The organism is Bacillus sp. WC2507, from assembly GCF_052656125.1.
Map to the genome: position 1 here is coordinate 332,815 of NZ_JBQXPN010000003.1, position 16,314 is coordinate 349,128.

The 16,314-nt window shown below is 31.7% G+C and carries 11 protein-coding genes and 5 pseudogenes; 2 read left to right on the forward strand and 14 right to left on the reverse strand.

What is annotated here, in order from left to right:
- Positions 1 to 186 precede the first annotated feature (186 nt).
- The 5 genes and pseudogenes from ACUN28_RS29490 to ACUN28_RS29510 form a co-directional block, all read right to left on the reverse strand.
- Complete coding sequence (locus ACUN28_RS29490) at positions 187 to 480, reverse strand: ArsR/SmtB family transcription factor (RefSeq protein ID WP_016090014.1); 294 nt, start codon at positions 478 to 480, stop codon at positions 187 to 189.
- Between the two features lie 97 nt (positions 481 to 577).
- A pseudogene (locus ACUN28_RS29495) lies at positions 578 to 999 on the reverse strand (disulfide bond formation protein B).
- 44 nt (positions 1,000 to 1,043) lie between these two features.
- Positions 1,044 to 1,331: pseudogene (locus tag ACUN28_RS29500) on the reverse strand (hypothetical protein).
- A 76-nt stretch (positions 1,332 to 1,407) separates the two neighbouring features.
- Positions 1,408 to 1,608, reverse strand: coding sequence for a hypothetical protein (locus tag ACUN28_RS29505; protein WP_016090011.1), 201 nt, complete (start codon positions 1,606 to 1,608; stop codon positions 1,408 to 1,410).
- Between the two features lie 51 nt (positions 1,609 to 1,659).
- A pseudogene (locus ACUN28_RS29510) lies at positions 1,660 to 2,125 on the reverse strand (thermonuclease family protein).
- Positions 2,126 to 2,737: 612 nt separating this feature from the next.
- Between ACUN28_RS29510 and ACUN28_RS29515 the strand changes: the two are divergent.
- On the forward strand, positions 2,738 to 2,896 hold the full coding sequence (locus ACUN28_RS29515; protein ID WP_016090009.1) for a hypothetical protein: 159 nt from the start codon (positions 2,738 to 2,740) through the stop codon (positions 2,894 to 2,896).
- Between the two features lie 151 nt (positions 2,897 to 3,047).
- Here the strand turns inward: ACUN28_RS29515 and ACUN28_RS29520 are convergent, their stop codons facing one another.
- From ACUN28_RS29520 to ACUN28_RS29560, 9 genes and pseudogenes are all read right to left on the reverse strand, one after another.
- Positions 3,048 to 3,758, reverse strand: coding sequence for an epoxyqueuosine reductase QueH (locus ACUN28_RS29520; RefSeq protein ID WP_176543713.1), 711 nt, complete (start codon positions 3,756 to 3,758; stop codon positions 3,048 to 3,050).
- A gap of 334 nt (positions 3,759 to 4,092) precedes the next feature.
- Positions 4,093 to 4,731, reverse strand: a complete 639-nt coding sequence (locus tag ACUN28_RS29525; RefSeq protein WP_016090006.1) for a nuclease-related domain-containing protein — start codon at positions 4,729 to 4,731, stop codon at positions 4,093 to 4,095.
- A gap of 16 nt (positions 4,732 to 4,747) precedes the next feature.
- A complete protein-coding gene (locus ACUN28_RS29530; RefSeq protein ID WP_016090005.1) occupies positions 4,748 to 5,131 on the reverse strand; it encodes a hypothetical protein in 384 nt (127 codons plus the stop codon).
- 342 nt (positions 5,132 to 5,473) lie between these two features.
- Positions 5,474 to 6,109: a hypothetical protein gene (locus ACUN28_RS29535; protein ID WP_016090004.1), complete on the reverse strand. Its 636-nt coding sequence runs from the start codon at positions 6,107 to 6,109 to the stop codon at positions 5,474 to 5,476.
- Positions 6,109 to 6,738 carry a hypothetical protein gene (locus ACUN28_RS29540; protein WP_016090003.1) on the reverse strand — a complete coding sequence of 210 codons (630 nt, stop codon included), beginning with the start codon at positions 6,736 to 6,738 and terminating at the stop codon, positions 6,109 to 6,111. Before ACUN28_RS29540 ends, ACUN28_RS29535 begins: the two co-directional genes overlap by 1 nt.
- Before the next feature lie 333 nt (positions 6,739 to 7,071).
- Positions 7,072 to 7,745 (reverse strand): annotated as a pseudogene (locus ACUN28_RS29545) (transposase).
- Positions 7,746 to 7,998: 253 nt separating this feature from the next.
- Positions 7,999 to 8,407: pseudogene (locus tag ACUN28_RS29550) on the reverse strand (DUF6018 family natural product bioysynthesis protein); the annotation flags it as partial.
- Positions 8,408 to 9,014: 607 nt separating this feature from the next.
- A complete protein-coding gene (locus tag ACUN28_RS29555; RefSeq protein WP_016089999.1) occupies positions 9,015 to 11,744 on the reverse strand; it encodes a sensor domain-containing protein in 2,730 nt (909 codons plus the stop codon).
- 700 nt (positions 11,745 to 12,444) lie between these two features.
- Positions 12,445 to 13,347, reverse strand: coding sequence for a hypothetical protein (locus ACUN28_RS29560; RefSeq protein ID WP_445423474.1), 903 nt, complete (start codon positions 13,345 to 13,347; stop codon positions 12,445 to 12,447).
- 628 nt (positions 13,348 to 13,975) lie between these two features.
- Here ACUN28_RS29560 and ACUN28_RS29565 point away from each other — a divergent pair.
- Entirely contained in the window at positions 13,976 to 15,877 is a 1,902-nt protein-coding gene (locus tag ACUN28_RS29565) for an S-layer homology domain-containing protein (RefSeq protein WP_098404971.1), read from the forward strand.
- The last annotated feature ends 437 nt before the right edge of the window (positions 15,878 to 16,314 follow it).

Consider the following 16,314-nt stretch of genomic DNA (forward strand, 5'->3'; position numbering starts at 1 on the left):
AGGGAGGATTTCTTCGTATGTTATATATACTTACTTTGTGATACTTAGGGAGTAAGACTCTCCTCAATAAATCTATACAGTTATATTTAATAGAACTCTTTACTTAGGAATCCCCCACTTTCACTTCTAAACGAAGTGAAAGTGGGGGTAGTTCAATCTCGTAAACTACTATTTAGTTTAAGTTAATTATAAACCTAGCACACTAACAATCTGGCATGCTTTGGAATTTACAATATAATAGTACATCTCTAACCCTCTTCTTTCCGAGCGTAGAATCTTGCCACGCATCTTAGATAAATGCTGAGATACGGTTGATTGAGGCACTTCTAATAGCTCTGTTAACTGTGTTACATTACATACTTTGCGATTTTCTAGTTCTTTCACGATTTGTAATCTAACTGGATGAGCCATAATCTTTAATAATTCTACATCCGCTTCTGGAATTTTGCACATTTCATTACCTACTTGTATTGTTGTCATTTTTTATTTCTCCATTTTCATTTCTTTTTTGTTTTTATTATCAATTTATGAGTATTTTTAATTTGTCTAAGTATATATTTCACAATCACTTTGTTGCTCAATCCTTTGTCTCTCTATCAGGTTTAATATATAGAAGGATTATTTTATGGCTAAAAATCCAACAAAAGATAGCATAGGAATCGAGATGAAGCCATACAAATTCAAGTAATCTTCTGTACAAGAAACTCCTACTGAACACATCTTCAATTCACTTGTAGGAAAAGCCTGGATTGTGATTTGATAAGCGGCTATTAATAGGCCAATACATACAAATGGAAATGCATATGTACTTACGTATGGATCTTTTCTAAACATACCTATACCTAATATTAATACTAGTGGATACATGGCCATCCTTTGATACCAGCATAAATCACATGGAGGCAGCTTCATCCATTCACTAAAAACCAAACTTATGACTGTTGCACTAGTAGCTATCATCCAAGCAATTACGATGTGATACTTTCGAATGATTGACATCCTATATTCCCCTCACCTGTCTTATTTAGAATGTAAAACGTTTGCTAATATATGACTAATTTATTTCCGTATTTGGAGTACCCTGTTTCAATAGGCTGTATCCAAACATTGATATCATCCCAATCATAACCCTACTCTTTTAATTCTAAAGGGAAAAGATTCTCAAAATCATCACGCATTACATACATGACTTCTAATGCTTTTTCTAGCGAACCAAATCTATATACAATATGTGTATGTACTCTTTTGTTTTTCTTTTTTGCTACCGCTAAGTATACATACCGTCTTTCTTTCGCTAAAACAAACTTCAAAAACCCAGGTACTTGACTCACCTTTCGCACCCCTTTTCAGTTTTCCCTACCCTTATTAAAAAGAAAAGGGTAAGGAAAACTATTAAGTCTCACTTTACTAATTTAATAAATGTCCCGTTTTTTTAATTTGAAAATACAAGAATACACTCATCATTACAATATTTATTACACCAGCTGCAGCACCAATTTTGGAGATAACATACACACATTCATTACTACTAAAAGGCAATAGACTCGCGAAAATAAATAAAGTTGAAATGATAAAGGATAAGAGCATATTTCTTTTGTTTTCATTCATTCAAAAAACCTCCATTTTGTACGAATATTTATATTGCAATGGATTAGTGTACTAAGCCGTATTATTACGGTTATAATGATGTTCTTCTTCATCCACAACCCCCTTTATGCTCCACACACCAATTTTTGACGCTTTTGCTTCTGTTTTGCTTTCTAGCATTTGTGGAAGCAGTGAAATGCTAAGTTTTAAAATGTAAGCTACAATACCATATCCTGATTTAACCATTAATTCGTTGATATGTATCCCTTCACAAAATACATATGCCAATTTCCCGCCATACTTGTCCTCTTTTGGTCCACGATCATAGACTTATGTTACGTTTTTTCCTTTTAATTGTTTCTTTAGAAATTACAACGCTTCCTTTCCCTTTAACTGTTTCTAAGCCATTTAATTTTTCCTTATAAGCTTCTGTAATATTAACAATACTTTTCCCTTTTACGTGCTGTTGTACTCCCTTTTGTACTGTTCGTGCAGGTTTCGAACCATTTACTTGAGTCGAACTGTTGTATGCTGTCATTTAAAAAACGAATGACGTAATACAAATAACCTTAATCCAAGATTTCATAATGTCTTATCCTCGAAATAAGCATTTCTCTCTACCTAATAAACAAATAGACTATATATTGAATTGCCCCCTCGATAATTAAAATAAATACAACACTGAATCCAATTCGAATAATCATTAAAAACAGGTTTAAATGAGTGCTTTTCACATTCTGGACAATTCAATACCATGCCTCTCTCATTCTTTTTTTGCCTATATACTTTTTATAAATGGCACATTTGTCAATGTAATTTCATTAATACACGACATTTATCTCCCCTTTTGGTTCCAAAGTTTTAAAACAAATAAAAAAGGACACACCTATAGCATATGTATGCGTAGGTGTGTCCTGTTGCAAGATAGATTTAGAAGAATTTTGTTACTTTTATCATATCATATTTCTTATTAATTTTATATATAGAATTTAAGATTTTATTATTCTATTTCTTCTTATCTAAATCGTATATTGTGAAACTTATTTAATCACCTTTTTACTTTACGTGATATTCGTTCAACTACTCGGGTATACCGAGTATATTTTTGTAAATAATAAGGTTGTTAAACGTGAAATCGAGGAGGAGTTGTATGCAAGGTCATAAAAAAGCTATAAAAAGCACTGGTTCTGTAATGAAACCAGATTTTGCTGAAACTGATGCACAAAAAGTGAAACAAGAAATTCAGAATGATGTAAGAGCGGGACAAGGAGCAATGACTTCCCGAGAAGCAGGGGCAATGCGAGATTAAGAAAACACTCCTTATTGGTTTTTTCTTTTCTAAAAATTTAACCAGTAAGGAGTTATTGCAGAACTATTTTAGCTTTTTACATTTATCATTTAAAAACATAATGTATTTCTTTTGTAGATCATAGGTTAATTTCACATCAAATTTTTCACGATTAAATCTCTTTTTTCAAACTAAGATTATTTTCTTTCAGATAATTTATTGCATCTTTGTTCACCGCTCGTAAATCTATACCTTGTTTTTCCGCTGCAAATGAACATCCACAATAACATTGACGGAAAACATCATATTCATTACACATTTCAATTGAGCGTTGATATCCGTTACTTTTTTTGAAATCACTTGGTAAATAACGTGAATCATAATTTTGTTGCACACCGATTCCAAGTTCATTTATTAATTGACTATTTTTATTTTTAGAAAGAGTAATCGCACTACCGAAGTAATCAAATCCCCTTTCTTGTGCTACCTCAGCTGAACGATCCAATCTCATATCAAAACAAGCTGAACAACGAAGCCCACCTTCTGGCTCTTCAGCCAAACCTTCTTCTTTTACCATTTTAAAGAATACATTTGAACAATATTTATCTTCAATAAATCCTACTGTGTGCCCTGTACGATCATTAAACTTGTCTACAAAAATCTTTTGTTCATTAGAGCGTCGCATGTATTCACTTTTCGGGTGGATATTTGAATTTGAGAAGAAGATTGTGACATCTGCATGTTCTGCAAGAAATTCCAATGAAGAAGTACTACAAGGAGCACAACACGAATGAAGTAACACTTTTGGTCTTTCATTTCTTACTTCCCAATCTTTTATCATTTTTCTTAATACTTTGTCATAATTTATTTTCTGATTCTTCATTTTTTGTAAATACGTTTCAACATCTATCACTTCTTTCACAACTAAACCTCCTATTTATTTTTATTTATTTTATCATTTACATCTATAAATAAAAATATAGTTATACTTATCTATTTATCAGTCTTAAAACGGTTCTCATGGACTTTTAATGACGGTCTAAATAATGTACGTAGTCTATTACCTTTATGGCTAAAATATATTTTTAATCATTCTTTTTCATCATAAAATCTTTTGGGTTACCTTTTAACTGATAATACTTCACATTAAGACAAATAACTACTACGATGATTACCAAAAATCCTATTAAATATAACATTGTTCCTTTCTCCGTTTCTTATAGTTTAGCAAACTTATTCTGTAAATACTTCACATCTTTCTTCTCAATGTCCTTATCCATAATGTTTGCTTGTAATATAGTTTGATAGATATGTTGGACTTCATCGATTGTTAGTTGCGGTTCAATATATGATTCAATACATGTTTTTAGATCGTTATAATATAAGGTATGTTTATCTTTCGAATGAACATTTACCCTTTTTAGACTGCATTTTGGATGAAACGCTGCAATCGAGATACACGGCAGCTGTTGTTCCATCACCCATTCAATTGCCTTAATATGTTTATAGTTTTGTCGAAATGGGTTTTGAAAAGAGGATTTCTTTCTAAAAATACCCTGTGTCCACCTTGCTGATTTCTCACTTCCATATATCCAGCCCTCGTAGTTCTTCATCTCTATAACAAATACACCTGTTTCCGCAATAACAATATGGTCAATTTGCGTTGTATCACCATACTCCGTATGAACCGTCACATCATGTAACACATAATAACTTGTGGGATGCAATTTTCCCAATATACGTTTCACTAGTTTTTCCCCGGCTCTCCCTTTGCATTTCGGTACATGTTTTTTTAAAACGATGTTCAAAGGAACCAGAATCATAATGAGAATCAATTCGAATATCAATACTTTCATAATAGAAGCCTCCTTTTCACACTCTTGCATTTCTGCGCATCAAACGATATACATACGTTTCTAATCCTAAAATAAAATATGAGATACATAAGCCTTTTATCACCATTTCTACGAATCCCAACGCTAAAGATACAAGGATCCCACCCCGAAACTGAAAGGGTCTAGTTACCCTTCTATTTACTGGCTTTTCAATGACACCAAAGTTAGCCCATGTAGGTAAACGTTTTTCTACATTCTTTATTGTGCCCATTAATCCGTATTTTAGGGACAGAATGAAACAACCGATTAATAAATACGCAATGGAAGAAAAATAGACAGATAGGCCCATAACAATAATTGTGAGCAGCCAACCAAGTAAAATGGAATTTCGCAAAACAATATATTCTCGATTTCTTTTCAAAACAAACAGTCCTTTCAAAATAAATAAAGTTATTTTTCATTAAGAAATATTTACGTTTAATTGTAAGCATGATGTGATACGCGTCTCTATTAATTTACGAACTAGCCTAAAGAGGATTGTGATAACATATTCAAACTTATAGTAGATAATACGGTAACAGAACAAGAAACAGATTCAGCTTTTTCAAATCTTTTAACCTGCAGATATACAGCTGTTTATCTAAGGGGCATATTATCCCCTATATCGGCAGAAGTACTTGAAGAATAAGAAAGAAGAAACCCGATGGATAGAGAAAAGGTACTGAATGTAGATTCAGCACCTTTTTATTCTTTATATAGTTTTTCACATATTATCAAATAGCCATGGAGCGAGTACAGCTAACACACACAGCAAACAAGAGCCCGTTATAACACGATTAGACCAACGGTAATACTCAGGCTGTTTTGTACTCTCATGAATTATTCTTAGACGAATACCCGTGGTTAACATAAATGGTGTGAAAATAAGTGCTGTTGCTTTAAACAGGTCTAAAAAATCTGTAAAGATGTTCATAAACGAAAATACATCAGAACTGAACAAGAAGTACACACTTAGTCTCATGGACATCATACTAATAAATGAGAAAATCATACTTCCAGTTGCCCACTTCATCCATTGACCATTCTTTGTAATTAACGCCATAACCATGACAATAATGCCTAATACGAATGAAATAGAAAAGATATTTACTCCTACCTTAAAAGCCGGTGCATACAAACCTTCAATCTTTTGTATGATTGATGAGCCAAATGAATCATCTTTCTCTTTTGTTTTCGTTCGATTGTTTAATCCCTCTTTAAAGGATGACGAAACATCGTTTCCCTTCAATTCATTAAAATCAATTTTTGCAGAGGCTTGAGCTGCTTGTAAGGGGATAAATAGTAAAGCGATTAAAACAAGCATACTTAAGACTCCTATCATCCATTTTTCTTGTTTCATCATACATCCCCCGCTAATTTGGGTTTAACGCTCTTTAATTTGATTTGATTTCCTTCTGCAACATAATAGAGATCTGCTGCATAATAGATATTTGCTTTTGTATATGCCCTCATAATTGCATTCGCGATTTCTTCCTTCTCTACTGCCATATATGTTTCATTTTCATTGTAAAATCCAATTTCAATTCGATTAATATTATTATTTAATACTGTAAGATGTAACTCTTTTAAACTATCTAAACGATTGCCTAATCCACACACTAACTTAAATACTTTATTTGCAATTGTTGGTGGTTTAACATACGTCGTATTAAAATGAATAGTTTCATCATCTATCACTCCATCCTCCTCAACTGTACATGTCATAATGAAAGAATGATTTTGTTTTTCTATTTCTTGTTGACTCAACTTCCGATCAATCACATATTTCAAGCTTATTGATAGGTTTTCTATATATTCATTCAGTTCGGTATGGGAAATTTTAGCCTCTGAGAATTCCGGAAAAATCATGTAAGCGTGTATATTAGAACTACTTTTACTTACACGTAATAACTGAACTTGTTTCTTTTCATAGCGCACCGCTTGTTCTAATTTTTCTACTACGTTGTTGTTTATATGATCGATTGCCATATATTATCACTCCTATTTAATTTGATAAAATAATTTTTTATACAATAATCATGTTTTAATGCTATCTATTTAAAGCATTGGAATATTACGGAGAGTTCTCAATTCTCCTGTTTTAAGGCTGTTAATCACCTGAATCTCAAAACATCTTAATATTACAATGACGTACAGTGTTCCATTATAGTAGAATATCCTAATATGTTGAATCATTCTATTTCACTCATTTGTACAAAAATAAAAAAATTTTATCCTTGTACAAATGAGTGAGAAAATGCTGTTTTTCATGCTATTTAACTAAGAAAATACAACTAGGAAATACATTCAGATATTTCCTAGTTATCTACCACTCCATCTAACTAATGTATAGGAATACGATGAATCAATTTTTACTTCTAAATACAGCAGTTGATTTTCTGGTAATATCTCTCCCCCTGTATGAATCCAATAATGCTTGTTATCAGACATATTCATTACACTTGTCAGTCATTGTTTTCGTCTTATCACTTTTGCAGTACACTTCACAAAAAACATATTTTCTACATTGGGTACTCCTCGTTGAACTGGACAAATGTCTTCTATGTTTTCTCTTTCTAAAAGAATCGAAACTAGTTCTGGAAAGAATCCCTATATTCTAATAGTCCCTCTGGTATATCCTCATCACTTGGAAATGGAATATAATAAACCGCCTTATCATACTCCACTTCTTCTATAACTTCATGTTTTAACTTGTTACCCTCTTCCTTATCGAGATTCTCATGAACCGATGTAGTAACTAGGTTATATACACTTTCTACATCCTTTTCTAAGTTGATTTCTTTCGTTGGAACAATAACACGCTCTTGTTCCCTTCCGACAGGTCTATTTTCTCTTGGGCACCAATAAACGGGTCGTTCCACCGGTTTATTTTCCCTTTCTTTTTTCTTGGCTTCTTCTATTAAAAATTTTTCCTTTGAATTACAAACTACCAAAAACACATAACAAAATAGACCGATAAAAATTTTTGTAAACATGATATTCCCTCCAAGTTCTTTTTTACAATAAAAAAAGAAGATCCAAGTATATACATCACTTAGCTCTTCCTTTTCCCCTCTATACACTACCTCGATATAATTAAAATGGTAGTTCATCATCTGTAATCTCCGATAGCTCATCCAAAACAGCGAATATATCATTTGAATCTTAGGATTACTCTTTTGTTTCCCGCTCTTTTGGGTTATCTAACACTTCCAAAATGTTATCTTTTTTCATATCTATCCTTCTTAATTTTTCAGTTTCATAAACCGCTTCTTTATAATCGAAGAAATAAGCTTTCACCTTACGTAGAAATGTACGAAACTTTGGTTGAGCAATAATCTTTGTACTATGATAAAAACTTTGTTGTGCGACAAAGCACCATAAGATGACATAGCCTATCTTCATTTCCTAAATCCCTTCAATATAACGCAATTTCTTGAATGGCTTCTTTTTCATTAAGAGTATTTAGTTTAAAATATTGAAATTTACCATTTAGCATTATAATTTCAACTTCAAAACATCCTCTCATTTGATTTACTCTCGCTCTGGATTTAGATGACATTGCTGGTGCAGCATATGACTTCTGAGTTTTTTCCATTCGTATTTTATGTCCCTCTACTGTTGGTACTAGTTGTAAGTGTCTACAATCTTTTTTCATTTTATTATCTCTTCTACTATTAAATTTGTTATTTTATGAATCATTAGTAAACCCACCTGCAAACTTGAAAACAACACAAAAAGGGCTTCTTCAAGTCGATTAAAAATGCGCATAGCAAAATAAGCTATAAATACACTAATCGGCTCAAAGAAGCCCTTTCACAAATGAAACAAGACGCAACTTGCTTCTACAACTCAACCACAACACAATAAGGTGTGGGAATAAACGGAATCAAATAAACTAACAATATAACCATATATTACACAATTTTGATAATATAATCAATATATTTTCTAAGTTTCAACGTATTCCCCGAAAGAATTCTCCTTCCTCAAACATGCGAAGGACATCTAAGGAGTGGTACACCCCGAAGTAACGCTCAGGGAGTCGAAAGCTTACTTTCGTCGCGGAACTGAGAAGCTCCCACTTCAAGCTTTGCTAAGTGGCGTGTAGCTCACGATAAATTTGATCCTGGGAATATGAATACTAAATTTACTCTCAAAAACAGAAACCTAACTGCATATCTGCTGAAAATAAACATAAGAAAAACGTTCTACTCCATATGAGTAGAACGTCTTCTCACTTTAATTCATATATTTTTTTGGACTTATTTATTTTGTTTCGTATTTAAAAAATTAATAAATTCATCTTCATTTACAGGCTTACTGTAGTAATACCCTTGAATTAGATAACATGCACTTTGTTGTAACACTGTTAATTGCTCCTCCGTTTCTACCCCTTCTGCTATTACTTTCATATTTAAAGTATGGGCTAGCGAAATAATCGTTTGTATAATTTCATCTCCATCATTTGAAGTTCCAATCCTATTCACAAATTCTCTTGGAATTTTCAAAGTATCAATTGGATACAAAGGTAGATACGCTAATGAAGAATATCCTGTACCAAAATCATCAATTGATAAATGTACACCATATGATTTTAATGCTTTTAACTTCGATAAAGTTTCTTTTTCATCTACCATGGCAATTCGCTCTGTTAATTCCAAATCAATTAAGTTAGCTGGTACTCCTATTTCTTCTATGGTAGAAATAATCGTTTGAACAAAATCTTTCTGTTCAAACTCTATAGCTGATAAGTTTATCCCCATCTTTAAATTTGAATAGCCCGCAGAATGCCATTCTTTTAGTTGCCGACACGCTTCCTGTAACGTCCATTTCCCAATTGCAATAATCTGCGACGTTTCTTCCGCGATAGGTATAAACTCAAAAGGTGAAATTAACCCGAACTCTGGATGTTGCCAACGTATTAAAGCCTCTGCACCAATAACCTTGTCTGCCTTACTATCAACTTGTGGTTGATACAATAAAAACAACTCATTATTTTCTATTGCATTTGGTAAATCCTGTTCTAATTGTAATCGTCTTATTATTTTTTGAGATAATATCTCATCGTACATACAAACAGCATTGTTACCTTTTTCCTTCGCGCTATACATGGCGATATCAGCATGTTGTAAAAGTGTTGTGGCATTGGTTCCTCCAAATGGATACAACGCTATTCCTATACTAAGTGATAAATAAAAGCTGTGTTGATTTATTACAAATGGTTCTTCAGTTATACGAAAAAGTATTTCGCACAAATCTAATAGCTGTTGCTCTGTTTTATTATGGACAATGATTGCAAACTCATCTCCCCCTATTCTTGCTAAAGGAATAGTTGGTGACAAACATGTCCTAAAACGTTTGGCAACTTCTTTTAAAACCCTGTCACCAATTGCATGACCTAGTGTATCATTAATGGTCTTAAAGCGGTTTAAATCTATATATAGGATTCCAAACTTATCCTGTGTTATTTGTACACGCTCAATGGATCTGTCTAATTCTTGTTGGAAGAATATTCGATTTCCAATCTCCGTCACCGTATCATGAAATGCTAGATAGTTTATCTCATCCTGTTGTTGCTTCATCCTCGTTATGTCTTTTACCATTACATAACTCCCAAAAGTTTGTCCTTCTATCATAATAGGAACAATAGTGACATACCAAAAATGTATATCCTTCTCATTATTATTTTTCACACGTAACTGTAACGAAGACGAACTACATCGTTTCCCCATCTTTAGAGCTGCTTCCAATTCAGGTTTATCTTCATCTAAAAAAATAGAGAAGCACTCTTTTCCTATTAATGCAACACTGTCTTTCCCTAATAACATACTTCCAGACTGGTTTATATTTAATACAATACCATTTGAATCAATTGTTAATATAGGGTCTGGATGATACTCATATAAGGACTTAAACCTCTCTTGATTTTTCACCAAATCATTAGATTTTTTTATTAAATCTTCCGTTCTTTGAGATACTTTTTGCTCTAATTGATTATTAAACACTTTTAATGTTTCGGTTAAATCTTTGTTTTGCATTCGTACAATTGTATGACGAATCAGTACAAATACAAAGGCAATACAATTGCCCGTAATCAGTGTAGATGAAGCCGTTTGCTCTTTTAAAGTAAAACCAATTAAGATTGCAACTGCAAGATAAGGAAATATGACAAGAAGTTTCTTTCCAAATGTCGGATTAATAATAAAATAATTTCTTCTAGAAGATGCACTCCTTGGGATAGTAGCGACAATGGCAATAAATAATAGAAAAACTCTATACAAACACCTTAATAATATGAGTGAACGATATGATAAATCATCTTGTAAATAGAAATATAAATAGTCCGTAATAGACAATCCAGTTAATACTAAGATGAAAATAAATAATTTACTTTTCGCATTAAAAATTGCTGGTCGAAAGATAAGGCTAACTCCTAGTAAAAGAAGCAATAAATCTATAATCGGGAAAATAAATGAAAGAAAAACATCTCCAATTGATAAGAATAAAATATTTGCAGAAGGTTTATTAAATAAGTACCACTCTAAGGTGAAAATAGCAGTAACAACAATACATAAATCACAAATCAAATACGCTTTCTCCCATTTGTTACATTCCATCATGATTTTATAAAAGAACGCAAAGAGAAAGAAGAATAAGAAAAACAACAAAAATACATCAGAGATATTAAAATTTTGTATTGGTAATTCTATATTAAGTACTTGAAAAGCAGATATAAAATTCCCTATCAAGAAACACCCTATTGCAATAGTAATACAAGCCCAAAACACTCCTAACTTAACTTTTCTGGATACTATAGAATAGAGTAATGAAATAAGTACAATAGTTTCAACAACTAAAGATGAGAGTCGTATATTAAAATCTGATACAAAATACTGATTCGGAAAAACAAATAAAAATATAAAGCAAAAGCTTAAATAAGCTATTAGAGCCAATATCAATACATAAAATTGCACATGTGAATGTTTACGCAATATATTCACCTTCTTAAGTCTTTCATCATTTTTTATTAAATTTGTTTCTAATTATTATTTCTATTATGACCATTTCAAAAGATTTCTTTCAAAATAAAGCAACCTCAAATTACACCTGTTAATATTCAACAATTATAGAACAGGAATTATAAAAATGTTTCTAACCGTATGAAACGAACGGAATCTTCTGTCGGAAAATGATAAATCACCATATTTCTCTGCATCCTTTTTCTCATAAAAAGCCACAAATATGTCTAGTACTCTAGCATGCTTTCAAATGGATTGGACAATGCTAACATCATGATTCCAAAATTAATAGATTACAGAAAGGCTTATACTGATTAGATGCATTAAATATTATCAACAAAAAAAGTTTTTATATCTCTATAAAAAAATTTCACGAAATTAAGTGTATGTATAGACTTTCCAGTCAAAAGAATATAAACAGGACAATCATTATATAAACATGTATCTCTGAGAAATTATATAAATGTAACATATCCCCAATTAATGGAGCTATTATAGTTACTTATATGAATGAGTGTCCACGACAGAAATATGACATTTTTGCAAGCAGCTAATAAAAATGAAACAGAAGATAATGTTTTAAAGTAACTAATTCAAAAAAGCCTTGTAACATATTACAAGACTTTTTGAATTGGTATATACATTATAGATGGATAATTTTATTTTATTAAAATCAAGACCAAACCCATTGCTCTTTATTTGTATTCTGTTTAATTTTATCGTTAATTTTCTGGATATGGTCATACGTTGTTTTATCCATTCCATGGAAATTAGATCCATCATGAAAATCTACTCGAACCCTATCACCTATATTAAATTGTTGACCTTGTGTTAAATCCACAAAAACAACATCATTTTTCCCATTTTTAGAAGGGTACTTGACAGCTACATAATCGGTATAATCTTTGTCTATTTTTGTAATTTCTCCGATTACAAAATTAGGTTGACCATCTTCTTTTTCATACATTCCTGGTTTCAATGTTGTACCTTCTTTTTCTAAAGACTCAGTACTAGTACTATAATCATTAATTTGCGTTTTAACTTTTTCTACATTTGCATTTACAGCTATAGGTGGTATGGATCTCGCCCAAAAATCACTTTCTACTTTCACTAAGTCATTAACCTTAAAGTTATGAGTGTTTTTTAGAGGTACACGAAGATCCTCTGGATTTCCGTTATTATCTATATATGTAACTAATAACTCATTAGAAGAAACTTCACTTACATGCCCTACTGTATATTGTTCGTAGTTTCCAGGAGCTAATTCAAAATGCTCAACAGAATTAGCCGTTAAACTTGTAGTAAATGCGTTTTGAAGTAATGGACCATTACTATTTACTTTTACATATTCACCTGGTTTTGCATTTGCTTGAAAATCAGTATAAATAGTTACACTTTCATTTAATTCTTTACTTTCAATGATAAAATACTTTGACTGTACTTCTATTACTTTCCCCTCAACTGTAGTGTTGAACTCTTGTACAGCTGCACTTGCTGTTATTGAATCTAATCCTGGTATGTTGCTTCCTGTAAATGCTGCAATTCCTAATGCACCAGCTAAAATGACTTTCTTCATATGCTAAAACATCTCCAATCATATCTATTCACTAAATGATTTTAATTATCAATTAGCATGTAATCATTATAGTTACAACTTTTAAGGAACGTCAATAAAAATATCCTTACACTTTTGTAAGTTAATAAGATTAATAATATAGAAAGGAAATTTTTCACGAAGTAAATTTTTTATGTTTATTATTGAATAAAAATAAATTACTAGTAAATAATGCTAAATATCCCTCTTTTATTTAATCTAGACAGCCCTCTCATTACATAGGATTTAAAACAAATTTATTCATCCTTATAGTTATTATAATGAGTAATTATTCACCTTATATAATAATTACTAACTTCATTATTAACATGGTTATCTTACAAAAATGTAATTCTTTTTCAATTGACACTCGTACATACGAGTAACTATACTAGTTACACACGCTTGGTGAATATATCAAATAGTCCCTTACTACAAGTGTATGTCTGTGAATTCTTTTCGAAATAATATTTTGAATCAACCATATATTATTTATCTGTAATATGGTGATAATACCAACCCAATCTATTAAACTAGGTCATATCACTTATGAGTTTAACTATAAATGATAGATTTACCAAGCTGTAATAATTTTTAGGAGTGTTACATTTTGAAATACAAATTAATTGCTACAGGAATTCTTGCTGGAAGTCTACTTTCCTACTCAACTAGTGCATTTGCAAATACTCACAAATTCCCAGATGTTCCTGCATGGGCTGACAAATCTGTTAATTATTTAGTTGATAAAAAAGTATTAAGTGGATATCCAGATGGCACTTTTGGTTCAAGTGATTCATTAGATCGAGCTGCTGCTGCAACCATTATGACAAAAGCTCTAGATATACAAGTTGACTTTGATGCAAAACCATCCTTTATAGATTCTCAAAATCATTGGGCAACCCCTTATATTGCTGCTGCTGAAAAGGCAGGAATCATTAAAGGTGAAGGAAATGGAATATTCAATCCCTCTGGAAAAGTTACTCGTGCCGCTATGGCAGCAATGCTAGTAAATGCATATAAGTTACAAGATATTACAAATAATAATGGACAAATTACGTTTCATGATTTAAAAGGACATTGGGGTGAAAAACATGCAAACATTTTAATACAAACGGAAATTTCTAAGGGTACTGAAGATGGAAATAACTGGTCCCCTAATAGACCGATTACTCGTGCAGAGGCTGCACAATTTCTTGCAAAATCTGATCAAATCCACCACCAAACAAAACAAGTAGAAAATACTGTAGTTGGAGTAATAAATGATGCAGACCCTTATTATGTGACTGTTACATATAAAGATGCTAATGGAAATAATCAAGAAGTTACTATAGACTTCCCGAATGGTAGCAACTCTAACTTTAAAAACGGGGACAAAGTTAAAGTTGCTAACAAAGATCAATGGAAACATCAAATAATCTATGGACAAACTGTATTTTACACTGATGTAAGTTCTATTTCTAAAGTAAATGAAGAATCTAACAAACAACAACAAAACCATGTAGTTGGGGTAATCAATGATGCAGATCCTTATTATGTGACTGTTGCATATAAAGATGCTAATGGAAATAATCAAGAAGTTACTATAGACTTCCCGAATGGTAGTAACTCTAACTTTAAAAACGGGGACAAAGTTAAAGTCGCTAACAAAAATCAATGGAAACATCAAATAATCTATGGACAAACTGTATTTTACACTGATGTAAGTTCTATTTCTAAAATAAATGAAGAATCTAACAAACAACAAGAAAACCATGTAGTTGGGGTAATCAATGATTCAGATTCTTATTATGTGACTGTTGCATATAAAGATGCTAATGGCAATAGTCAAGAAGTTACTATAGACTTCCCGAATGGTAGCAACTCTAACTTTAAAAACGGGGACAAAGTTAAAGTAACTAACAAAAATCAATGGAAACATCAAAAAATCTATGGACAAACTGTATTTTACACTGATGTAAGTTCTATTTCTAAAATAAATGAAGAATCTAACAAACAACAAGAAAACCATGTAATGACTAAAGACAAAGAACAAAGTCTCTTAGGACAACTAAAAAAACGTTCTGGTACAGTGACAAAAAAATCCGAAGATAGCCTAGACATTTCAAGTGAAAATCAAACCATTCGTGCCCATGTTAATCCCAAAGTACTACCAAACATTCAGATAGGTGATACAGTAAATGTTTATGCTCAAGCATTTGAAATGGCCCCTATTCTTCTAAAGGACTTACCTTTCGAGGCAAGAAACGCGATTATTCAAAAAGGAAATGAACAAAATATTTTAGAGAATCAATACAAAAAAATCACAGGAAATGTTACAGGAAAATCTGATAATTCAATCTTAGTTTCAAGTAACAACATAACTTATGAAGTTGATACTTCAACCGAAGTATTACAAGATATTGTAATCGGTGATACGGTGAACGTTTATGCTGCATCTTTTGAGTTTAGCCCTATTTTACTTGCTGGTGTTCCTGTGAAAGCTATTTCTCCTATTGTTGAAAAAACAAACTAATGTTCAACATTCTATAAATTTGTTGGCTTCATTTGAAAAGAACTCCTAAGTAACATAGGAGTTCTTTTTATGAAGTTATATATTTTATCATGCTCGGAAGACCTAGTATATTAATCGTAATTTACTATCTATCCAACAGTAACTATCTTATTTTTATTTCTATAAGTTTTTATCAAGAAACAGAGCTTTATTTCCCCATCTTTCTTTGAACTCCCCCATTCTCACTTCTAAATAAAGTGAACGCGTGTAATTCAACTGTTTTAAAAAAATCAAATTTCACTCCTCAAGGCACCTTCTAATTTTACAAAAGACGAAAAAAGAAGAGGGGTTTCCCCTCTTCACCAATAAAATCAAACATATTTACAATTAAGGAAGGGTATACATTCATCAGGGGATGAATGTACTAATAATATTTCACCTAGTGAATTATAACACGA